Origin of the sequence: Planktothrix serta PCC 8927 (assembly GCF_900010725.2) — a bacterium.
Lineage (GTDB): Bacteria > Cyanobacteriota > Cyanobacteriia > Cyanobacteriales > Microcoleaceae > Planktothrix > Planktothrix serta.
The window spans coordinates 225219-248214 of record NZ_LR734844.1 but is presented as its reverse complement, the minus strand read 5'-3'; the positions used below and the strand labels follow the sequence as shown (position 1 = coordinate 248214).

Genomic DNA, 22996 nt, shown 5'->3' with positions numbered 1-22996 from the left:
TCACTTAGGAGGACAAACTCATGGCTACTCAAGATCAAGCTCGCGCCTTAATGATGCGTCATCACCACACAATCAAAAATCGTCAACAGTCCTTGCTGAACCGAGTTGCAGATGAAGTGGGAGTAGAACCCGGTGATGGAAGCACAATTCAAGGTAAACCTAGTGCTCATTCTGCAAGCAACTATGATCGCAGCAACGCCACAATGAGCTAGTTGGGTTAAGAATTTTAATCTTTCTTAATATTTCCCTTTAACTGACTTTAACTTGTAAGACAAACAACAGGAGAAGCAAATTATGGATACTCAAGATCAAGCTCGTGCTTTAATGATGCGTCACCACAAATTGATTAAAAATCGTCAACAATCGATGCTGAATCGGGTTGCGGATGAAGTGGGAGCCGAACCGGGTGATTGCTCAATGATTCAAGGTAAACCTAATTCCAATGCTACAAATAATTATGAACGTAGCAATGCGACGATGAGCTAAGTTGAAACCTGACTGCTTTTCAAATCAATAAAACATTCAATTTTAAACAAAGGAAAATCAAACTATGAATACTCAAGATCAAGCTCGCTCTTTGATGATGCGCCACCATCAATTAATCAAAAATCGTCAACAATCTTTACTCAATCGGGTTGGGGATGAAGTTGGCATTGAACCTGGAGATTATCGGACAACAATTCAAGGTAAACCCACAGCAAGTGTGACCAACTATGATCGCAGTGGATCATCCATGAGTTAATTGAGTTGTTGTTAAATAACCCTGAATTTACCATGAATGTATCAATGCCCCGCTTTGCTTCAGCAAGTGGGGATATTTTTTTAGGGTTGACGGTTAATTGTTGACTGTTGACGGTTGATTCCTAACTTCTTGATATAATCCCCCTTATAAGATTGGAAGTGGAAGGGGAAATCATGTCAGATTGGACAGTTATTGAGGGTGGAATTACTGCACCGAGAGGATATCGAGCATCAGGAATTACCGCCGGATTAAAGCCGTCAGGATTACCCGATTTAGCCTTAATTGTGTCTGATGTGGATGCGATCGCGGCGGGGGTATTTACCACAAGTCAAGTTAGAGCCGCCTGTGTGGACTATTGCCGTCAACAACTGCAAGCCAAACCCAGTGCTAAAGCAATTTTATGTAATTCAGGACAAGCCAATGCCGCCACAGGAGCCGCCGGTTGGACAGATGCGGTAGAATCAGCCCAAGCCTTAGCTAATGTCCTCAATATTGCACCGGAATCAATCTTACTCGCCTCCACCGGAGTGATCGGTCAACGGATCAAAATGGATATACTCAAAGCGGGAATTCCTCAATTAGTGGCAGAATTGTCAGAAAACGGGAACGCAGCCGCATCGAAAGCCATCATGACAACGGACTTAGTACCGAAAACTATTGCTTTAGAAACAATGTTTGGGGATCGTCCCGTGAGAGTGGGGGGAATTTGTAAAGGGTCGGGAATGATTCACCCGAATATGGCCACGATGTTAGCCTTTGTCACCTGCGATGCTGCGGTTTCTCCTCCTTTGTGGCAAGAAATGTTAACTCGTGCTGCTAACCGCAGTTTTAACCAAGTTACCGTTGATGGGGATACGAGTACCAACGATTCTTTAATTGCTTTGGCGAATGGTGCATCTCGGACTCCTGCTATTACCGCAATGGGCCCAGAAGCCGAAAAATTAGAAGCGATGTTAACGGCGGTTTGTGAATATTTGGCAAAAGCGATCGCCCGGGATGGAGAAGGTGCTACCTGTTTAATTGAAGTTCAAGTGAACGGTGCGCCTGATGAAGCTTCGGCGAGTAAAGTTGCTAAAACTATTGTGGGTTCTTCTTTGGTGAAGTCGGCAATTTTTGGTCGTGATCCTAACTGGGGAAGAATTGCCGGGGCTGCTGGACGGGCAGGAGTCCATTTTGATCAGAATAATTTAGAAATTAAATTAGGGGATTTTCTGTTAATGCAGCAGGGTCAACCTTTAGGGTTTGATCGCCATGCAGCTAACGAATATTTAAAGAAAGCACCAACCGGAGAATATCTTAAAGAAGATACTGTTTTAATTTCTGTCAAAATTGGCGATGGCCCTGGTACAGGTAAAGCCTGGGGATGCGATTTAAGTTATGACTATGTAAAAATTAACGCTGAATACACAACTTAAATCGGTTGACTGTTGACTGTTGACTGTTGACTGTTAACGGTTAACAGTCAACAAACAAGAAATTACTGATTACTAATTACTGAATTACTGAATTACTGACAGTCACGGTGTCGGGAAGTTTACGAGATTGTGTTAAGTAAAAGGGATAAGTGATCGAAGAATTCAGTTGCAGATTATTGACAATGACACCAATACAAGGCATCCGATAGGTATTAAGTTGATCCAGGGTTTTTTGGAAAACTGTTTTATGGGTTTTATTAACAGCAGCCACTAAAACCAGACCATCTAAATATTCAGCTAAGAAAATAGCATCGTTATATTGATGCAATTCTGGCGTATCATAAATCACTAAATCATAAGAGGATTGCAGAGACTCAACAATTTGTTGCATTTGTTCCGAAGCCAGTAACTTAAAGGTATTCGCATAGGTCACTCCTGCGGTTAAAATAAATAGATTTTCTGATAGAGGAGTTCTTTGAATAACTGAATTTGGATTGGCTTTTTTCGTTAATAAATCGCTGAGTCCTTTTTGATTAGACACTCCTAAAACTGCATGAAGTTGGGGATAACGTAAATTAGCATCCACTAACAACACACGCTGTCCCATGTTAGCAATTGTCTGCGCTAAGTGTAAGGCAATTGTTGATTTACCATCCTTAGATTCCGCCGAATAAATCCCAATAGAGCGAATTAAAGAATCGGCATATAAAAATCGAATATTTGCGTAAATGGTATCAAAAGCACTCAAGAATTGAGCCATTTTTTCTAACGCACGACGGTGAGATTTTGTTAATTTCGATGTGTCTAAACTCTTGTCTCCTAGAAGATTAGAAGGGGGTAAAAAATTATGATGGCGAGGAATTTCTCCTAACATAGGAACTTGAATCAGATCGGTTATATCAGAGCTAGTAAAAAAGATATTGCGAATTCGTTCCAATAGGATGGATAATAGAGATCCCAATACTATTACTACACCGAATATCATGACTAATTTTTTCTTTGGACTTTCAGAATATGTAGCAATCGGCTCTCCTTGAGGGTTAAAAAGAATATGAGGTTTAGAAATGATTTCCCAGGGAACGTTATTTTGGGCCGCTTCAATTCTTAATTTTTCACGTTCATCTAAAAATAAATTGAGCCGTTTATTGGTTAAGTCAAGCTGTTGTTGAATTTCATTATATTCCCGCGCTACACCCGGAAAAACTTGAGCTTGTTGAGTGAAGGTATTCAGTGCATTATTCAATCCTTGTAACCGAACTTCTAAAGGCTTAATTTGATTATCTGTATCTACAAGTTGTCCAATTAATTTTTGACGAATAGAAGTTTGAAAAGACAGGATGGAAGAATTATTTTGCAATTGTGATACTTTCCCTCCTAAAATCTTTTTATTCTCTTGTTCTAATAAATTCAATAAATTTGCTTGTTGTTCCTTTAATTGTTGAACTTCTGGACTATTAGAACTGAAGGTTGCAGATTGAATGGCAATTTGAGTTTCAACATTCATTAAACCATCCAAAATTTGTCTACGGAAGGGACTTTCACTTAAAGCAGATGCCGCTACAGCTTCATCAGGACTGAATGATAATTGTGTTTGCAGATGTTGATATAACGCTCTCAATTCTTGAAGCTGTCTTTCTGTTTCCTGGCTCTGAGTTTCCAGAGTGCGAATTTGATCATATAATACTTGTCCCCCTGCAATCGGGTCAAGTAACTCATACTGCTGTTGAATCTTCTGAAGTCTTCCTCGATCCTCATCAACTCGTTTTTGTAACAGAGGTATTTGCTCATCAATGAACGTTACCCCCTGACTAATCCGAGTTTTTCGTTCATCCAAACTATACTTTAAATACTTTTCAGCAGTTTTTTGTAACACAAATAAGATTTCATTCTGGTCTGCCCCACTATAAGAAACTTCTATAATTTTGGTTTGATCCGTGCGACCTGAACCTTCAGAAACCCTCCGCAACTTTAACCTATCCGATAAATCAACTACCTTAAACGTAGGATAGCGAGTTTTAATTTGTTCAAAAATGCTATTTAAAATTCCAGGACTGGTTAAAATTCGGATTTGAGTGGGGTAATCTAGGTTGAAGAATTGATCGCTGACTTGTCCATCGGAACGAGTGAACGTTAATGGATCGGCTAATTTCTGTTCACTGGTTACAGGTTCAACTAACAGTTGAAAATTCCCTTTATAAATGGGAGGTTCTGCCTCACCGATAAAGGGTAAAGCCGCTATAGTGGTTATTCCTGCCATCCCAATAATTAGAATCGCCTTGCGTTGTAATGTCCGCAAAATCGGACGGATACCGGGACTGCTCTTTTTCGGCTCCGTTGTCTGTTGTGGGTCTTCAAAAACTTGGATTTCTTGTGACATAGTGATTTAATACCCCTGTTACGATTCTAACCTTAACCCTTCTAAGATGCTACAACAGGTTTCAGGTTTCAGGTTTCGGGTTTCGGGTTTCGGGTTTCGGGTTTCATTTCCCGACACCTGATTCTGACCCATGATTAGAGAAGTTTTAAGAAGCCCTGAAAGACTTATTACAATGCTTTTTAATCAGAGTTTTTCTTGGGAATTAAACTTTCAATTAATCTGTAAAATGTAAAGGCATTATCCACAGGTTGTAACATAGAGGAGGTTGTATCAGCAATTCTACTCACAACAGACCGATTCACAATAATTACATCATTATTATGTAATACCGGGTTATTGGCTTGTGCATTTCCTAATTTAAAATCTACCTGAATTCTTCTGCGAGTCACAGAACCATTGGGGTTTAGACGGATCAGTTCGACTGTACCCCTATTTGATCGAATGCTATCAAACCCTCCAGCAGCTAACAAAGCTTGATTCAGGGGAGTATTCGGACGAACTTGAACCAAACCGGGCTGTTTAATTTCCCCGACCACATTTACATTGATCGTTGCGGGTGAAAAACTAGCAGACGCTAATTCTTCTAACTCGGTGGGATTAATTTCAGTTGCACTGGGGACAATCACCGTATCTCCCTGTTGTAAAAATAGATCTTGATTGATATCTCCCGATTGCAATAGTTCCCAAAGATTAACCTTTGTGGTTTTCACTCCGGTTTGGGTGAGGCGTTGGACTTCAATATTGCGAATATCAGCCATATTCGTAATTCCTCCAGCCGTTTGAAGTGCACGGGTGAGGGTTGGTAAATTGCTTTTGACAATTTTTAGCCCATTTCCTCCATCCCCCCCATCCGTAAGACCTCCATCTTGACTCAGCGAATAAGCCCCAGGACGAAATACTGCTCCCACCACCACCACTTGAATCGATTGGTTTGGGGGTGCGGCTAAACTCGAAGATGCCATCTCACGCACTTGAGATGGCTCAAAGGTGGTGAGAGTGGGAATGAAAATACTATCTCCGTCGCGGAGAATCGGATCTTGGTTTAAATCTCCTGTATCCAATAATTTTTCTAAATTTAAAGTCACAACGGGTTGGCGCGGATCATCGCGTCGCAGTTGGACTAACGCTAAATCTGCCGATTGGGTAATCCCTCCCGCCGTTAAAATCGCTTGGCTGAGTCGAGAAAATTGTTGAGTACCAGATAAATTATAGGAACCAGGACGAACAACTTCCCCAGCAATCGCCACCTGTACCGGACGGGGTGCAATTAAAGTAATCGTGATAATCGGTTGTCGGAGCAAACTAGAATATCGTTGAGCAATCAAGGTTTGGGTTTGTGGAAGGGTTAAACCCGCAACGGATACAGGCCCAATACCCTGCAAATTAATCGTTCCATCCGTAAGCACCAGTTGCTCACCCGTATATTTTTCTACACCGAATACATCCACTCGCAGCCGATCGCCCACTCCTAAAAGATAAGGAAAATCGTGAACCGGATTTTCACTCCGTCCCTGTTGAAAAAGGGGGGGCGCAGAATTCCTAGGAGGAGGGGTTTGAGCCTGAACAGCTAGGGTGGAGATCAAGGGAACTCCTAGGCTTAAAATTAAGTGCGTTAAAGAACAACCAACACATCGAACCAGCATAAAATTACCAGAAGCCAACTAAAACATAAACCGAGCAAACATATCTCTTCTCTATCATGCAGCTTTCCGCAGTTTGGACATTCCCAAGTCCTAATTTGTAAGGGCATAGACTTAAGTTTATGCCCACAACAATTACAAGTTTTAGAACTCGAAAACAAACCATCGGTCTACAAAAACAACAACCTTCCCTTCTTCTTGGGCTTTATACTCTGTTCAATCTCTTTGATTATACATCAAAATCTGTTTTTTACCTGAAGATGTCCAGAAATCAAATAACCCCTGTTAATCGTAAAAATTGTAAAACTTCTGTAAACTTTTTCCCCAGATGATGGATTTATTCTGTTGACTCCCAGCAAGAACAAGATATGATCATGCTTTAAACTCTGTTTATCATCTTGACCCGTCAGCTTTTTATTATGAGCATAACAACCCAACTTATTATTGGATTAACATTGATTGCTGTGGCTTTAGCCATCCCGGTTTCAGTGTTTTTTGTTGAATGTCTGGCTGCGTTGATTCAGAAGGGCTCACCTAATAAACAGTTTCGGGCTGTTGCTCCTAAAGTTTCTATTCTGATTCCCGCACACAATGAAGCATCGGAAATTGAAGCTACGTTAAATACTATTTTACCTCAAGTTGATTCTAAAAAAACAATTGTAGTGATTGCAGATAACTGCACCGACGAAACGGCTGCCATTGCCCGTCAGTTGGGAACAACAGTTTTAGAGCGTCATGATTTAGGACACCGAGGCAAAGGCTATGCCTTAGATTATGGTTTAAACTTTTTAGCCCAAGATCCACCGGATGTGGTGGTAATGATTGATGCCGATTGTCGGGTTGAACCGGGTACGATCACTAAAATTGCTCAACAGGCAATGGTCAAACAGCGACCTGTGCAATCGACCTATTTAATGGAAACTCCTAAAAAACCGACTCCTAAAGATTCCATTTCTGCCTTTGCGTTTTTAGTTAAAAATTCCATTCGTCCCCAAGGATTAGCTCGCTTAGGATGCCCCTGTGTTCTGACGGGAACTGGAATGGCGTTTCCTTGGTCAGTCATTCGCAAAGTCTCCCTAGCCAGTTCTAATTTGGTGGAAGATATGCAGCTTGGTGTTGATTTAGCGTTATCGGGAGCATCCCCGATGTTTTGTGAAGACGCTCAAATCATTGGAGTTTTACCCGCCCAAGAAAAAGCAGCTAAAACCCAAAGAACCCGTTGGGAACATGGACACTTAAAAACCTTATACACCCAGGTTCCTCTCCTGATTTCTGCCTCTATTCGTCAAAAACGCCTCGATTTATTCGCCCTTGCTTTAGACCTCTGTGTTCCTCCCTTAGCATTTTTAGTGATGTTGTGGGTTGCGGCTTTGGTTCCCAGTTTGTTAATGGCTGTCTGCAATCTCTCCGCCTTGCCTTTGCAATGCTTAATATTTGAAGGAACACTGTTATTAACAGCTATCCTAATCACCTGGTCTAACTTTGGCCGTTCTATTTTATCCCGGAAAACCCTGTTGAGTATTCCCTTTTATATTCTGTGGAAATTACCCATGTACTTTAGCTTCTTTAAAAAACCGCAACAGGAATGGGTCAGAACTCAACGGGATACCATGGTATCTTTAGAGCCTTAAGTTCTTTCTATCAAGTTTTGGTTATTGGCAGATGAGTCGGTAGGCTATTAACGGTCAACTAACAACTGCCAACTAAATACCCCGTTGAACGGCATGAAAATCGCTTATTTAATTAATCAATATCCCAAAGTTAGTCACAGTTTTATACGTCGTGAACTCTTAGCTGTGGAAGCTCAGGGAGTTGAGGTTAGTCGTTTCTCAATTCGATCTCTGGAATCAGAATTAGTGGATACGGCTGATCAGCAGGAATATGAAAAAACTCGGTTTATTCTCAGGGTAGGAATTTGGGGTTTACTCTGGAATTTATTCCGGGTAGGATTTACTCATCCCTGGCGTTTAGGGCAGTCGGGATGGTTAGCCTTAAAATTAGGTTGGGGTTCAGAACGGGGTGTTGTCCTGCATGGAATCTATCTGGCTGAAGCTTGTGTTTTATTACATTGGTTATCTCAAGCTAAGATTGAACATCTTCATGTTCATTTTGGAACCAATTCGGCTACCGTTGCCTTATTGTGTCAGGCTTTAGGAGGCCCTCCCTATAGTTTTACGGTACATGGGCCAGAGGAATTTGATAAACCTGGAGCGATCGCCTTACCCGAAAAAATCAAACAAGCTAAATTTGTAGTAGCGATTAGTTCTTTTGGGAAAAGTCAGCTATTTCGCTGGTGTAATTATCAAGATTGGTCAAAAATTCAGATTGTTCATTGTGGTGTTGATCCGATGTTTTTGGATCATCCTTTCGTTCCTCTACCTTCAGAACGTCGCTTCGTTTGTGTCGGTCGTTTGAGTGAACAAAAAGGTCATTTAATCTTAGTTGAAGCCGTTAGTAAACTTGTGGAGGCAGGATTTGAGTTTAAATTAGTTTTTGTGGGAGATGGCCCCCTTCGCAATGAAATTGAACAATTAATTAATCGCTTCGGGTTAGAAAATTATATTGAAATTACAGGTTGGGCTACCAATACCCAAGTCCAACAATACATTTTATCTTCACAAGTCTTTGTATTACCCAGTTTTGCCGAAGGGTTGCCCGTTGTTCTCATGGAAGCCTTAGCCTTATCTCGTCCGGTGATTAGTACCTATATTGCCGGAATTCCTGAATTAGTCGAACCGGGACAAAATGGTTGGCTAGTTCCCGCCGGGTCTTTAGAAGATCTCACCCTAGCCCTAAAAACAGCCTTAACTACTCCCCTCGAAGATTTAGCCACGATGGGAAAACTCGGTGCTGCTAAAGTTGCTAAAGATCACAATATCAATATTGAAGCCCAAAAACTGACCCAATTATTTAAAGAGAGTTGTCAAGCGGGAAAAGATGTGTTATATTAATAAATTGTGCGGGCGATTAGCACAGTGGTAGCGCACTTCCTTCACACGGAAGGGGTCACAGGTTCAAATCCTGTATCGCCCATTCTCTACGAGTAGAGACGTTGCATGCAACGTCTCTACGCATGGCACGTCTGTACGGGCTTCCAGTTTCAACAGGGATAGCATCAGAAGAAACAGAAGCTTGTAATGATTTAATTAATAAAATAGATGTTGAATCAAACTAAGACTGAGTTAAGAAGTTTACTGATTAAACAACGTCGTTCTTTATCTGAAAAAGACTGGAAAGAAAAAAGCGATCGCATTTGTCAAAACTTAAAAAATAATCCGCTTTTTCAACAAGCAACAACAATTTTATCCTATTTCAGTTTTCGCCAAGAACCCGATTTAACTTTATTATTGAGTAACACCCCTAAAACATGGGGATTTCCCCGTTGTGTTGAACAATCTTTAACGTGGCATTGTTGGCAACCTGGAGATGCTAATCATACAAATCATTATGGTATTATTGAACCAGATGCTAATTTACCGATGTTAAAGAGTTCAGAAATTGATTTAATTTTAGTTCCATCCGTTGCTTGTGATCATCAAGGATATCGGTTAGGATACGGAGGTGGATTTTATGATCGAATGTTGAGTTTACCCGAATGGAATTTAATTCCGACGGTGGGGATTATTTTTGATTTTGCTTATTTGAACTCGTTACCCATTGATTCTTGGGATAAACCGTTAAATGCAGTTTGTACAGAATCTAAATTTATAGTAAGCAATAGGTAATAGGATTAAAAATGATTGATCAATTTCCTAAAATTAACTTAAATAATAAAACCCTAAAAACAGTCATTATTTATATAATTCTCGGAATAATTGCTGTTTTAATGCTGTTTCCTCTGGTTTGGTTGGTGAGTACGGCGTTTAAATCTCCCAGTGAAAATATCTTTCAATTTCCTCCTCAATTAATCCCTAGTCAACCCACCTTTCAGAATTTTATTACCGTCTGGAAAACCAATCCTTTTGGACGTTATTTATTTAATAGTCTGGTTGTGGCTACCTTAACCGTTAGTTTGAATTTATTATTTTGTTCTTTAGCCGCTTATCCCTTAGCGAGATTAAACTTTAAAGGCAAAGATTGGATTTTTACGGCTATTATTGCCACAATTATGATTCCGTTTCAAATTGTAATGATTCCGTTATATGTATTAATAGTACAATTAGAATTAAGAAATAGTTATTTAGGAATTATTTTTCCTAGTATTGCTTCTGCTTTTGGAATATTTCTCTTAAGACAAGCGTTTCAAAGTGTCCCCAAAGAATTAGAAGAAGCCGCTAGAATTGATGGCTGTTCAGAATTAGGAATTTGGTGGAATGTGATGATTCCCGCCGTAAAACCCGCTTTAATTACCTTAGCAATCTTTGTATTTATTGGGTCTTGGAGTGACTTTCTTTGGCCGTTATTAATCTTAGATCAACCCGACTATTATACCATGCCTTTAGGAGTAGCAACCCTAGCCGGAACATTCTCCTTAGACTGGCGATTAATTGCGGCGGGCTCGGTGATTTCCATTGCACCCGTTTTGCTATTCTTTTTAATCTTACAACGCTATATTGTACCCACAGATGCCGGGTCAGGCGTGAAAGGATAATTCAACTTATCGACTGGTTAATACAGCTTTAGGATAAGCAATCCGTTTGTGATTCACTTGTTCCCAAACCCGCACAAATACCTCTGCTATTTTACTCATTTCCTCCCGTGTTAAACCTGAATCTGTTAATTGATGATCTTGCCATCTGGCTTTTAAAATTTTATTCACCATATTTAAAGCTTCTTCGTGGGTGGCATCTTTGAGCGATCGCAATGCCGCCTCACAGGAATCTGCTAACATAACAATACCCGTTTCTCTCGATTGCGGAATCGGCCCATCATAACGGAAATCTTCTTCCTTAACTTGCAATTGGGGATTATCTTTTGCACATTGTTGGGCTTGATAATAAAAATAAGCAATCTGCATATTCCCTTGATGTTCAGGAATAAAAGCTTTAATCGCTTTTGGTAAACGATATTTTCTCGCCATTACTAACCCCTCATCAACGTGCTTTTTAATAATTCGCGCACTTTCCCAAGGATCATTAATCGTATCATGTTTATTCGGCCCCCCCATTTGATTTTCAATAAATCCTAACGGGTCGTGCATTTTTCCAATATCATGATAAAGGGTTCCCGTTCTGACTAATTCCACATTACAGCCTAACTCTTGAGCCGCTGCTTCTGCTAAATTAGCGACAAACATAGTATGTTGAAAAGTTCCCGGTGCTTCAGTAGCTAGTCGTTTTAATAACGGTCGATTTGGGTTCGCTAATTCAGCTAATCGAATCGGTGTAATTAAATCAAATAAATGTTCTAAATAGGGGCTCAACCCCAAGGCGACAATACTCCAAGCCACTCCTTCTAACATTTGTAATCCTACAACTTTCAGTAAAATATACCAAATTGATCCCGCCGTTGCACTGGCCATTAAATTCAGAATTAAGTAAACAGCACCTTGAGTTACTCCCACCCCTAACCCCAGTAATGCTAATTCTTCCCGACACCGAGATTGTCCTGCTAATAAACTTCCGACCAGTCCTCCCGCCGCACTAGCCACTAAATGTACATTATCAATTTCCATCCCAATCGGTAACAAAATTGAGAGCAAACCCACAACGGTTACACCCACAGCCGAACCATAAAAAGTTCCCACTAATAACCCCACGGCGGGTAAATTAATTAGGGGTAATTTCAATAGGATAATAATCGGGGTACTTAAAGTTAGGAGTAATAATAATAACCGATCTCGACGACGTAAACCCCGATGAAATTTTAATTCCACTAATAAAACAATTCCGATTCCTATACTAACTAATCCGACAAGACTGATTAATCCTTTCGTGTTAATTCCCCGTTCACTTAAACCAAAATAATCCAGTAATACAAAATCCCGTTGAGTAATTTTTTGTCCCCTAGCAACAATCATTTCCCCTTGACTAATATTCACCATTACAGGTTCAATTTTTTGAGCAACTAACTCCGCACGATGACGGGTTGCTTGAGAATCTTTGACCAAATTAACTTTTAAAACTTCAGCAAATAAATGAGTAGCAAATAATTGACTTTCTAAAGGAATTGTATTTTGTACCTGAATCTCAATCGCTTTCCTGAGAATTTCATCGGGTAAGCCGGGAGCAATACCTTGAGCCAGCATTTCCTGAGTAATTTGATTCACTCCCTTTTGTGTTTGCAACCAAGTCTGATCAGACCATTCAAATACAGACTCAGTATAAAAGATTTCTTGATCAACAGACCATTCCTGAGAAAAGGCATTTAAGGCTTTAGCATATCGCCAACGGGCTTGAGTGACATCAGATACCAATTGCGAAAATTCCACCGGAGTTGTTCGCCGACGATAGGCTTTCAATTGCATTAAAGTCTGTCGCCGAATTTGTTCTAAGGTGGCTTGTTGCCAATCTGCAAATTTTGTCGGGGTTTTTTTATTTGGGGTTTTAGGTTTAGGATTTGAGGGAATTTGTACCGTCAACTGTTCCACTTGAGCCAGTAAATCTTGCCATTCTCGTTCTGGACATTGACGCAAATAACGCTGAACTTCCGTAGATAAAATTCCTCTGTCTATAAAGGGGAAGGGTTGGGCAATGTTTCGGATAGAGGTGCCCTGTTCTAATACCCTTTGAATCTTTTGATTAATCTCTTGATTAATTGAAATGTCAATCACTAAAACAGGAATAGCGCCAATTTCAGCCGATTTCCGCTTTTCATCCGTTGTTTTGACATCGGGAACACTAGCATCCGAAGGGGAGTAAATAGTTTCTGAGGCGACTCGACCCACATCCAGTTTGGGCTGGTTATAAAATCGCACACCCATGACACTGGTTAAGGAAACAACGGCGACTAAAAAAAAGGTCGGACTACTGAAGGAGCCTTGATTTTTGTTGACTTTTCGACCTGGACGAGGGGGCCAAGCAGGAGCCGTATAACCAGGGAGGGAACTGGATATTTCCGTGGGAGAAGGCTTTGGACAAGACGAGGGGGGATGAGTGCGGCGATAAAGCCGTTCAATCTGTTGCGTCAGAGCATGGAGCGTATTCATCAGCATTGAAGCTAGATCAAGGGTTTTAGCAGCCGTTTCATCTTCATCTTTCTTCCTCCTTGGAGACTCCCGCCATAGCTGTACTCAGCTTGGTCCTGAGCTTGCGAAGGATCAGAGGAAAGAGAGGGCGGGGTCTATGCAACATCGTGAATTCTTGGGGTTTGGAGGAAACCGTTGTGCCTGGTGAAGTGGCGAAACTCCCCGGCATACCTGCTGGCATTACAGGATTGAGGCTACCGATATTGTTCTGCTTAGACCCGCCTCGGTAGGGCGTTTAATTGGGTTTGGGGATTTCTCCCCCTCCTATTTCTAGGGTAAAGTTAGCTTTGCCAATGTTATCAAGGCTTGTTAGGCTGAGTACACTGCCTCCCAAATGACTGTTTAATACTCAGCGACAGAGCAGGGGACTAGCTACGCATCCGCCCGGTGTCTTGACCTAAATAACGGAGTCAGTTAAGACTTAGGCGGGTCAACTAGGGCTGTATTTCAAGCCCCCACTGTACTTGTACTCAAGTCAGTGGTGGGTTGTTGACTTTATAGTATTGCTTGGAATTTTTAAGGGAGCCTCATGATTGCGGGTTTTAACAAATAATATCTAAGTTAACCTGTGCAGCCTTTTGGGTCAAAAGGGGTAAGTTTAATTGGGATTAACGATACACCCCTAACCACACCGCAAACAAGTTATTAGCTAACTGTAGCAGTTCCCTCTCGTAATTCTTTGATTCTACACAATCATTTTCAATCTCCGCATCAGCTTGAGGATATAAAGATTTTATCTGAAGGGTTAAACGCCATTGAACTGAAATTCCCATTAACCCTTGATAAGCACCGGATAAGGCTCCACTAATAGCGGCGGTGATCTCTGGGTGATATCCTGTTTGCAGCGATCGCAAAACCGTTAAGGAATAGTCATCAGGGGTGGAGAGAAAACAATACAAGCCTAGGGCGAATGCTGTCCAATTTTCAGGATCGAAGTTAGAATCAAATCTCTTGAAGGAACTCGCTTTTGAGGTCTGAGTCAGTTGACGAACGGCCGTTTCTAAACTAGCCCTTTGCTGCAATAGGGTTTGAACCTGTTCTAATTTAGCGGTTAAGGCGGTTTCTGGACGTAATTTCGGTAACAGGTTGGGAATTAGCTGCTGGGGTTTGGGGTTTTGTGTTAGGATCTCCGCGATCGCTCCGGCCATGACTAATACCCCATCCTGAATATAAGCTTCCTCTTCTGACTGATTCCATCCCAACTGTTGTAACGATCTCAAATTGTCATGAAAGAATAAAGCCAGGGGTAAGCCCACCAGAGCCACTTCACTCCCCGAATTTAACCCCTGGGTTAATAGCAGCGATTGTTTTAGAGCGGTTTCCCGGTGTCGGGGTTTTTCCGTCTCGATTTTCCCGACTTTCCAGTAGTCAACCGGATCAAATCCCTGACATTGGATTAAGCTTTGAGTCAGTTGGGAAATCCGTTGGCCCCAATTCACGGACAAACCTGAAGACTTACCATGAGAAACCGAGGCGGTTTTTAACCAACGCTGACCCAACTCATAACCGATGGCTACTCCGAGAACAGCCCCCTGAAACTGGCTATATAGTGAATCTTGCTTCATGGAACAATAAGCTCAGGGGTCTTGCCCATTCAAGGAATGAACTAAAGCCTGTAGCCCTAGACGGTAACTTTCTGCACCAAATCCACTAATTTGCCCAATCGCCACAGATGCGATCAAAGAATGATGCCGGAACGCTTCTCGACGATAAATATTGCTCAGATGTACCTCAACGGTGGGAATACCCACTCCAGCGATGGCATCTCGAAGGGCAATACTGGTGTGAGTATACGCTCCAGCATTAATCAATAAGCCTTGGTGTTGCCCGAATGCGGAGTGTATTGCATCCACCAAAGCCCCTTCATGGTTAGACTGAATAATCGAGACTTTGACCTGAAGCAACTGAGCTTCTTGCTCCAGCATTCGATTAATTCCGTCTAACGTTGTTTTCCCGTAAATTTCGGGTTCACGCTGGCCCAACAAATTCAAATTTGGGCCATGCAATATCAAAAGACTTAGCAACAGAGTAACCTTATAGAACGTTAAATCAACTACCTCCGACGACGGGGTTCATCTACTGGTACAGGAATTGGCTCTGCTTCGGGTTGAGCCGCAGGGCCTAATAAGGCATCAATTAGCTCACGCGCCCATTCTTTTAATTTTTCCAGTATTCTATCAATATATTCCATTTAACAAAGGGCTCCTCGTTGTAAACTGGCTACGCAACTTGACCGCAGGTTAACAGCAACCGAACTCTTAGCCAAGCTAGGCATATAGCTCAAAACTCAGCGTTGCTAGGGATTAGCAAGTTTTATACTGAACAGATATCTCCGAGATATTTTTTATTTTATTATGTTACCGCACGCTTAAAACCTAACAAAAATTTTGGAAATTTTAAGCATTTGCTAACACGACACCCTCAGACCCATCTCAGGAATTTAGAGAATTTAACGGCTTAACTCATCTCCTAGAGCAATTGCATTTAGGATGAATTAAAACGGGTTTGATGATGATAACCGATGTTATACAGGCTGTCTCAACTAAGACTTGAGAGAGACTGCACTAATTACATCTTACCAATTTTTACAGGTTGTGCTTAGGTTTTAAATTAAACTTTAGCACTTTCATCATAACAAATCTTTACAAATTTACGCAAGGGGTATTAATTGTTGGCTGTTGGCTGTTGACTGTTGACGGTTGACTGTTGGCTGTTGGCTGTTGGCTGTGTAGAGACGTTGCATGCAACGTCTCTACTGGTTTCCCCGGCTCACGAACTTAGACGACGGCGCAGAAGGTCAAGGGCACTACTGGCACTCCCCCGGCGTATCCAGTCCCGACTCCGGGTTTGGCCAAAACGACATTCCAGACTTTCAACCTGACCGTTGGCTGTCGCTAAACCGATATAAACCAGTCCGACGGGTTTTGTGGCTGTCCCTCCTCCTGGCCCCGCAATCCCTGTAATACTTAAACCCCAAGTCGTCTTTAATAAAGTTTTTACCCCCAGGGCCATTTGTTGGGCGACAATTGCACTAACAGCCCCAAATTCTGCTAAATCATCAAGGTTGACCCCTAGCACAGAGGCTTTCACGGTATTATCATAAGCAATCACACCACCGAGGAAATATTCAGAACTCCCAGGAATGTCGGTCAGCAGTTGTCCTAATCCTCCCCCTGTACAGGATTCTGCCACACTCAATGTAGAATTATTTTTGAGTAATAAATATCCTAATACTGAGGCTAAGGTTTCATCATCCGCCCCATAACAATCGAGTCCCGCAATTTCTCGCAGTTGGGTTTCCACGGGAATAATTAATTTTTGAGCGAGTTCTTGAGAATCTGCTCGGGCAGAAATTCTTAATTTCACCTCTCCATGATTAGCATAGGGAGCAACAGTGGGATTTTTCATCTCTAAAAAAGGGGCAACTTTTTCTGCTAAAGTTGATTCTGCTATCCCCCAAAACTTTAAGGTTCGACTTTGAATAATTCCTTGACACCAACCGTTATTTTTAAGATAGGGAATTGCCACATCTGACCACATTTGATACAATTCCGCCGGAACACCGGGAAAGGTTAAAATAGTCAGTTGATCTCCCCTGGGTTTCCAAATAATTCCCGGTGCAGTTCCCGTTAAATTAGTCAGAATTTCTGCCCCTTCAGGAATTAATGCTTGTTTGCGATTACTCGCAGACATCACCCGTCCCCGTTGACTAAATTTTTGATTAATATCTTCAATAATTTCTGGTTTTTCGATTAGGGAAACTCCAAAAAAATCTGCGATTGTTTCCACGGTTAAATCATCAGGAGTTGGCCCCAAACCTCCCGTAAAAATCAATAATTGAGAGCGTTCAGATGCGATCGCAATCACTTTTTTAAGACGTTCGGGGTTATCTCCGACAACACTTTGATAATAATGAGGAATTCCCAATTGAGCCAATTGTTGCCCCAAAAACTGAGCATTACTATTGAGAATATCCCCTAAAAGCAGTTCTGTACCGACACAAATAATTTCAGCAACCATGAGATCAACAGAAAATAGATAATCAATTAATTGTTTGATTCTAACAGCTTTATCAAATTAAAGCAAAATAAACTGAAAGGATTATAATTCTACAGGAGCCATAATTCCCAATTTTTCTTCTAATAAAATTTGGAGAAGTATTTGTGTAATTAAAACTAAACCCAGTCTAGCTTGAGCTAATTCTGGGGTATTTTGTTTCACCTCTCCCCAAATGCGACATTGACAATAAAATAATTGAAAATTTTGACTTAATTGCTCTGCAAGCTTTTCCCATGAGGAAGAATCAGATGATGAAAAAAGAACATCTACAATGTTCACAAATTGGGTTAAAAGTTGATATTCACAGCGTTCAATAAATTGTAATTTTCCCTTGACTGTTAACCAGGGAATCGCAGCAGAAATCCGATCCCTTTTTAAAGGTAATAAAGAGATTAAATCAGATTCTATTAAAGTAATGAGATGATCTCGATGGGCTAAACGCAATAAAGAACAACATCGGGCATGAGTATATTGAATTCTAAATCGTTCTGGTGAAATAGCCAAATCCTGAATCGGAGTATTTTTCCAAGGGTAGCAAATTATTTCTTCTAACCAATTCGCCATTCCCTGATCCGTTAACACAAACTGAAGCATTCCCGACGGGAGAAGCTCGAAGGTAAAATCCCCTAAATGAAGACTTCTGAAGTTAGTCAGGATCACTTCAGCAAGTTCAAAGGTCGATTGATGCAACTGGGAAGCCGATTTCAGTGCGATCGCCGATCCGTATATTACCTGTGTCGGATGTTTAATTCGATTTACGAGAATTTCCTGAGAATCAACCGTATCAATCCCTTGGGAATGTAAACTTTGTCTCAGTTGTATCCCTAACCGTTTTGCCAAAGCGGGCGTAACTATTGGACTTCCCCCCAAACTTGTGTAAATCTCAGCTATTGCAGCCAACCCTGTAGAAACGGGTCAAGAATTTTTTGGGCAAAATTCCCGAAAATGGTTCGTCATCCTTCTCAAAATGGATGTGTTTTTTGTTACATTGGTTAAAAGATCTAAAATCCCTGTGTCTCAAGTATAAAATACACCTTTGGGAATAGACCGTCAATTCTGTGAACCCATTCAAAACCCGACTAATTTGGGGGTAGATCAGCCTCTCTTCTGACTTTTACTCTGATTAACAATTTTTTAATTACCAGATCTCATGATGCAGTCATCTTCGATCACAGCCGATTCCAATCGACCGTTTCTAACCTGGCAACGGATTACAGATTGGGCGCAGGAACATTACCGTTGTCGAAGTTTCAGTAAAGATGAGCGAATTCCGGCTCGTCCAGGATTACTGTATTTAGTCCAACGGGGTGCAGTGCGATTAGTGGGCAGTGCTCAACTGGAATACGCCAAGGGTAAACCTAATGCCAAACCCCGGAATCGCAATTTAGATGAAGCCTTTTTAGGTTTTGTCGGTGCTGGTCAACCTTTTGAACTCGTTGCCCAGTCTCCCTTTAGCCTGCAAGCCTATAGTCACGCCGACGATACCACCGTGTTATGGATGTATTGGCATGATTTAGATAATTGGCCCCATTTTCGTCGGGAAGTTCTGGATGCCTTTCGGTATCAACATCAACGAAAATTACTCTGGTTAAGCACCTTGGGTCAACGTCGTACTATTGACCGACTCCTAGGATTCTTGACCCTACTGATTGAAGAATATGGGGAATATTATGCCAGTGGTAATGGGGATGATGGATTTAAAGGTTATCGTTTACCTTGGTCATTAACTCATTCTCAAATTGGTAGTGCCATCGGTTCCACACGAGTCACCGTAACCCGTCTAATGGGAAAACTCCGTCAACAAGGATTAGTTTATACTCAAGACGATAACTTAATTTGTATCCCCATTGAATCCGAAGACCCCAACAAAACCCTTGACTTAGAAGAAGAAGATACAGGCTTTGAGGAGGAATAATCAGTAATCAGTTATCAGTTATCAGTAATCAGTGATCAGTAAAGAATAAATACTAATCTGTTGATTAAGTCGGAGTTTGTGAACTGTTTCCTGTTGATCAGTTATCTCTTACACTGATTACTGATTACTAATTACTGATTACTGATAAAACTTGCCGTAACTGACTTGTTGCTTGGGTTTGAGCATTAGACATTTCCAGCAATTGATTCAGTTCGGCCGTTGTTTGATCCAAATGTTGCCGAACTTGATTCCAGGAATCTTGAATCGGTTGTAACATTTCCTGATACAAACTGATTCGTCCTCCCAGTTCCGCCACCCTTCGTTGCTGTTCGATCCAACTTTGATCTTGAGTTTCTAACTGTTGGCGGGTTTGTTCTTGTTGTTGAACTTGACCATTCACCTCCGTTTGCTTTTGATCCAAGCTAGAGCGCAATTGTTGGAGTTCCGTTTCCAAGGTTTGGAGTTGCTGTTGTTGTTCCCGTTGTTGAGTTTCCAAATTAGCAATCACCGATTTGAAATCAACCGCACCTCCGGCGGTAGCCGGAGATAGACCTTGACGACGGAGTAAGACCGTTTGATATTGGGTTTTATGTTCCTCCCGTTCTTTCAGAGTGCGCCGCTGACCGACCAAGGTTTCATTCAGCATTTGATAGGCATCTTGTTCATCGCTTAATTCCGTCTGTAAACTCTCTCGGTCTGCATCATTTGCTGATTTGAGTTTTTCTTGAAGTTCCCCAATATCTTCGAGCTTGTATCTTAATTCCTCCTCTTGTTCTTTAACAAAACCAGACCACCGATCCCACTCCTGTTGCAATTTGTGGACTTCCGCTTGTAATTGATCTAAGGGCATGGCCTCCAACGCTTGAACATCCACTTTCACGCTCACGGCGACGGGATCATCCTCAGATTGACGAGAGGCTAATTCTTGTAACTGTTCTAATAAAGTTTGACGGTTTTGGATGAGTGTTTGTAAGGTTTGGGCGTAGTCCTGTTTCGTTTGCAGTAATTGTTGTTGGGAGGCCAACTCAGAACGGTTTTGGATCAAAGCATCCTGAGCTTGCTGCCATTGCTGCCATTGTTGTTTAAGGGTCGGGGTGGTATTGTCGAGAGTTTGTTGAAGTTGTTCAGCCTCCGAACGTTGTGCTTGCAACCGTTGCTGATATTGTTCCAGCCAACTCTGAGCACTCGTAACTCGTTCTAAGGACTGATGGAGTTGGGTTTGTAAGGGTGAAATCGAAACCGGATTAGACAGTTGATTGAGCAAGCTCTGAAGACGTTCTGACTGTTCAGAACTCAAAGAGGGAGTGGCCTGTAACTGAGCCTGTTGTTCTTCAAGTTGTTTTCGTTGATCTTGTAACTGTTGGCGAGTGGTTTCAATATCTTGACGAGCTTGGTCAATTTCAGAACGCAGACGGCTACTGTCCTCCCTAGAGCGATCAATTTCTTGACGTTGCTGTTCGAGTCGTTCTAATTCTTCCTCCAGTTGTTCCATCTGTTCTCGTCGGGCTTCCATCTCCATTTCGCGGCGATTTAATTCCTGACTTTGGTAAGTCAACGACTCTTTCCACTGTTCAATTTCTTCTTGTTGGGTTTTAAACTTTTCTTGCAACCGAGAAAAATCTTGGAGAATCCCCACGAGTTGCCGTGCAGCTTCTTGAATACGCTGTACCTGTTTACCCGTATTCAGATCCACTAATACTAAGGTTCCATCCTTAAAGTTGTTCGCATCCTCAGCAAGGATGATCTCATCTCCTGAGACAGCACTCCAATTGTTTTCACCTCGCTGACAAGCCAATAGCTTCAGTTCAGTCCTACCGCCACCGAGACCAAATTTGCTACTCTGCTTTTGTACTTCCGCTAAATAGAGCATCGGCCCTTTATCCTCTTGAGGTGTTCAAGCACTATTTGTTCGCTGTCTTAATCATAAAACCTTCTGGGAGTAGCCGTTAACAGTTAATCCATGAACACTGCACCTTGAGGGTTAAAAAAAGTCTAGCCCACTTTGACATTCCCACCCCTGAAGGAGATGGGATTCTTGAAAAATTGCTCCCTTAAATTCTGTCAACCCTTAATCGCTAAATATCCGGTGCAGAAGTGGCTGTCTCTCCTAGAATATAAGGAAAGCCTTGATTTCATGATCGCAATGGGGGAAAGGTTCGGGGGAATGAGAGGATGTACATCAACTGAAACCGATTTGCAGGAGGCAACTTGCTAAATGCAAGGCTCTTTAAACGAAATTGATATTCGCAGTATTTTGCAACTGATTGAGCTTGGCCAGAGGACTGGAGAACTCATGGTAGAAGCTTACAGTTCATCCCAGGTGACGACTGAAATGGAACGCCATCCCAGCCGTTTAACTGGACAATGTTGGTTAGTGTTCTCTTGGAATGGTCGGATTATCTATGCGGGTCAAAGCGAAGGTAATCTCAGGAGATTACACGATTATTTACGGCGCTATAAAGCTGAAACCATTCTCGCTGAGTTAGAAGTTCCGTTTATCGCTTCGGTCAATGCTCCAGAGTATGGGTATTTATGGGTATTACTAGAAAATCAAGTTATTACCCCAGCCTTAGCTCGCAGTATTGTTCATTGTATGGTTCAGGAAACTCTATTTGATCTGCTGAGTTTACATCAAGGGGCGTTTATTTTTGAAATGGGATCAGGTTTAGCCCCCCAGTTAACTACCTTAGAAATTAGCCCGTTATTAGCTAATATTTTCAAACAAGTTCAGGAATGGAAGAAATTCCATCCCCATATTACCTCGCCGAATCAATGTCCCTTGATTCCTGATCAATCAAAATTACAAAAAGCAGTACAGCCCCAAGTGTTTGAAACCCTCAATCGTTGGGCCGATGGCAAAACCTCGATTCGTCAAATTGCCCGTTATTTACATCGAGATATTGTCGTCGTGACCAAAAAAGTGATTTATCCTTATGTCCAACAGGGATTGGTACAACTATTAGCTCCCTATCCTGAAAATACCTTAAACGTCCCCGAACCCTTCATAGATCGGAATCGCACTCCTCGAATTGTGTGTATTGATGATGATCTGGTGATTCGGCAAACGGTTGAAATCATTTTAAAAGAACAGGGCTATGAAGCCACCGCTATTGGTAATCCTTTAAAAGCATTGAGTTTAGTCTTTCAACTTAAACCCGATTTAATTCTTTGTGATATTGCTATGCCCGAATTAAATGGTTATGAAATCTGCGCTATGTTACGAAATTCTACCGCTTTTCGTCAAACTCCGATTGTGATGTTAACGGGAATTGATGGATTTATTGATCGCCTTAAAGCTCGAATGGTTCGAGCTACAAATTACTTAACTAAACCCTTTGGAGATGGAGAGTTATTAACCTTAGTCGAAACCTATATAGGGCCGGGAAAAACTCTGAATGCTTCTATAGAAAGAGATTTAGAAGATGAATTCATGAGTGAGTTAGAAACCCTTTGACATTCCCCCGAATTCTATAGGGGAAATAACTCAGACAACAACCTCCAGAAAAAAAACAGAGGCTCGATAAATCCTAGCCGTCAAAGATTTGTATAATATAAAGTCGTTAGCGTTGTTAAGAGAACACCAGCAAACTGACTCTATGGGTTTATGAGTCAGGAACTATACTTGAAATCAAACAATATGTTAAAAAAACTGAGTGATCATGACCATACCGATGGGATTGACAACTGAAGACATCACCGAACGAGCAGATGCACAATCATTC

20 protein-coding genes and 1 tRNA gene are annotated in these 22996 nt (G+C 41.5%); 11 read left to right on the top strand and 10 right to left on the bottom strand.

Going from position 1 to position 22996, the window contains the following annotated elements:
* Positions 1 to 20 precede the first annotated feature (20 nt).
* From PL8927_RS06175 to argJ, 4 genes are all read left to right on the top strand, one after another.
* A complete protein-coding gene (locus PL8927_RS06175; protein ID WP_083618657.1) occupies positions 21 to 212 on the top strand; it encodes a hypothetical protein in 192 nt (63 codons plus the stop codon).
* Between the two features lie 82 nt (positions 213 to 294).
* Positions 295 to 486: a hypothetical protein gene (locus PL8927_RS06170; RefSeq protein ID WP_083618655.1), complete on the top strand. Its 192-nt coding sequence runs from the start codon at positions 295 to 297 to the stop codon at positions 484 to 486.
* A gap of 64 nt (positions 487 to 550) precedes the next feature.
* A complete protein-coding gene (locus tag PL8927_RS06165; protein WP_083618653.1) occupies positions 551 to 742 on the top strand; it encodes a hypothetical protein in 192 nt (63 codons plus the stop codon).
* A gap of 173 nt (positions 743 to 915) precedes the next feature.
* Complete coding sequence (gene argJ / locus PL8927_RS06160; protein ID WP_083618651.1) at positions 916 to 2157, top strand: bifunctional ornithine acetyltransferase/N-acetylglutamate synthase; 1242 nt, start codon at positions 916 to 918, stop codon at positions 2155 to 2157.
* Between the two features lie 76 nt (positions 2158 to 2233).
* On the opposite strand, the gene PL8927_RS06155 is transcribed toward argJ, so the two are convergent.
* The 3 genes from PL8927_RS06155 to PL8927_RS28400 all read right to left on the bottom strand — a co-directional run bounded on the left by PL8927_RS06155 (position 2234) and on the right by PL8927_RS28400 (position 6335).
* Positions 2234 to 4534: a GumC family protein gene (locus tag PL8927_RS06155; protein WP_083618649.1), complete on the bottom strand. Its 2301-nt coding sequence runs from the start codon at positions 4532 to 4534 to the stop codon at positions 2234 to 2236.
* Positions 4535 to 4713: 179 nt separating this feature from the next.
* Positions 4714 to 6177: an SLBB domain-containing protein gene (locus tag PL8927_RS06150; RefSeq protein ID WP_083618645.1), complete on the bottom strand. Its 1464-nt coding sequence runs from the start codon at positions 6175 to 6177 to the stop codon at positions 4714 to 4716.
* Complete coding sequence (locus PL8927_RS28400) at positions 6147 to 6335, bottom strand: zinc ribbon domain-containing protein (RefSeq protein ID WP_456319736.1); 189 nt, start codon at positions 6333 to 6335, stop codon at positions 6147 to 6149. Before PL8927_RS28400 ends, PL8927_RS06150 begins: the two co-directional genes overlap by 31 nt.
* A gap of 258 nt (positions 6336 to 6593) precedes the next feature.
* Between PL8927_RS28400 and PL8927_RS06140 the strand changes: the two genes are divergently transcribed.
* The 5 genes from PL8927_RS06140 to PL8927_RS06120 all read left to right on the top strand — a co-directional run bounded on the left by PL8927_RS06140 (position 6594) and on the right by PL8927_RS06120 (position 10765).
* The gene (locus PL8927_RS06140) at positions 6594 to 7805 is read left to right on the top strand and encodes a glycosyltransferase family 2 protein (protein WP_083618643.1); all 1212 of its coding nucleotides are present in this window, start codon (positions 6594 to 6596) and stop codon (positions 7803 to 7805) included.
* Between the two features lie 93 nt (positions 7806 to 7898).
* Positions 7899 to 9125 carry a glycosyltransferase gene (locus tag PL8927_RS06135; RefSeq protein ID WP_083618641.1) on the top strand — a complete coding sequence of 409 codons (1227 nt, stop codon included), beginning with the start codon at positions 7899 to 7901 and terminating at the stop codon, positions 9123 to 9125.
* Between the two features lie 10 nt (positions 9126 to 9135).
* Positions 9136 to 9207: transfer RNA gene (locus PL8927_RS06130), tRNA-Val, on the top strand.
* A gap of 125 nt (positions 9208 to 9332) precedes the next feature.
* Positions 9333 to 9899 carry a 5-formyltetrahydrofolate cyclo-ligase gene (locus tag PL8927_RS06125; RefSeq protein WP_083618637.1) on the top strand — a complete coding sequence of 189 codons (567 nt, stop codon included), beginning with the start codon at positions 9333 to 9335 and terminating at the stop codon, positions 9897 to 9899.
* Positions 9900 to 9910: 11 nt separating this feature from the next.
* Positions 9911 to 10765 carry a carbohydrate ABC transporter permease gene (locus tag PL8927_RS06120; protein WP_083618634.1) on the top strand — a complete coding sequence of 285 codons (855 nt, stop codon included), beginning with the start codon at positions 9911 to 9913 and terminating at the stop codon, positions 10763 to 10765.
* A gap of 6 nt (positions 10766 to 10771) precedes the next feature.
* On the opposite strand, the gene PL8927_RS06115 is transcribed toward PL8927_RS06120, so the two are convergent.
* The 6 genes from PL8927_RS06115 to PL8927_RS06095 form a co-directional block, all read right to left on the bottom strand.
* Positions 10772 to 13261 carry an HD family phosphohydrolase gene (locus tag PL8927_RS06115; RefSeq protein WP_083618836.1) on the bottom strand — a complete coding sequence of 830 codons (2490 nt, stop codon included), beginning with the start codon at positions 13259 to 13261 and terminating at the stop codon, positions 10772 to 10774.
* A gap of 647 nt (positions 13262 to 13908) precedes the next feature.
* Positions 13909 to 14865: an ADP-ribosylglycohydrolase family protein gene (locus PL8927_RS06110; RefSeq protein WP_083618633.1), complete on the bottom strand. Its 957-nt coding sequence runs from the start codon at positions 14863 to 14865 to the stop codon at positions 13909 to 13911.
* Between the two features lie 12 nt (positions 14866 to 14877).
* The gene (gene aroQ, locus PL8927_RS06105) at positions 14878 to 15324 is read right to left on the bottom strand and encodes a type II 3-dehydroquinate dehydratase (protein WP_083618631.1); all 447 of its coding nucleotides are present in this window, start codon (positions 15322 to 15324) and stop codon (positions 14878 to 14880) included.
* A gap of 29 nt (positions 15325 to 15353) precedes the next feature.
* The gene (locus tag PL8927_RS27950) at positions 15354 to 15491 is read right to left on the bottom strand and encodes a hypothetical protein (RefSeq protein ID WP_162832325.1); all 138 of its coding nucleotides are present in this window, start codon (positions 15489 to 15491) and stop codon (positions 15354 to 15356) included.
* A gap of 578 nt (positions 15492 to 16069) precedes the next feature.
* Positions 16070 to 17320 (bottom strand): competence/damage-inducible protein A, encoded by a 1251-nt coding sequence (locus PL8927_RS06100; protein ID WP_083618629.1) that lies wholly within the window; start codon positions 17318 to 17320, stop codon positions 16070 to 16072.
* Between the two features lie 81 nt (positions 17321 to 17401).
* Positions 17402 to 18199 (bottom strand): DALR anticodon-binding domain-containing protein, encoded by a 798-nt coding sequence (locus PL8927_RS06095; protein WP_156093107.1) that lies wholly within the window; start codon positions 18197 to 18199, stop codon positions 17402 to 17404.
* Between the two features lie 313 nt (positions 18200 to 18512).
* On the opposite strand from PL8927_RS06095, the gene PL8927_RS06090 reads away from it, so the two are divergent.
* Positions 18513 to 19274, top strand: a complete 762-nt coding sequence (locus tag PL8927_RS06090) for a Crp/Fnr family transcriptional regulator (RefSeq protein WP_083618625.1) — start codon at positions 18513 to 18515, stop codon at positions 19272 to 19274.
* A 127-nt stretch (positions 19275 to 19401) separates the two neighbouring features.
* Here PL8927_RS06090 and hmpF read toward each other — a convergent pair whose 3' ends face one another.
* On the bottom strand, positions 19402 to 21144 hold the full coding sequence (gene hmpF / locus PL8927_RS06085; protein WP_083618623.1) for a pilus motility taxis protein HmpF: 1743 nt from the start codon (positions 21142 to 21144) through the stop codon (positions 19402 to 19404).
* 345 nt (positions 21145 to 21489) lie between these two features.
* Between hmpF and PL8927_RS06080 the strand changes: the two genes are divergently transcribed.
* The gene (locus PL8927_RS06080; protein WP_083618619.1) at positions 21490 to 22728 is read left to right on the top strand and encodes a response regulator; all 1239 of its coding nucleotides are present in this window, start codon (positions 21490 to 21492) and stop codon (positions 22726 to 22728) included.
* Positions 22729 to 22996 lie beyond the last annotated feature (268 nt).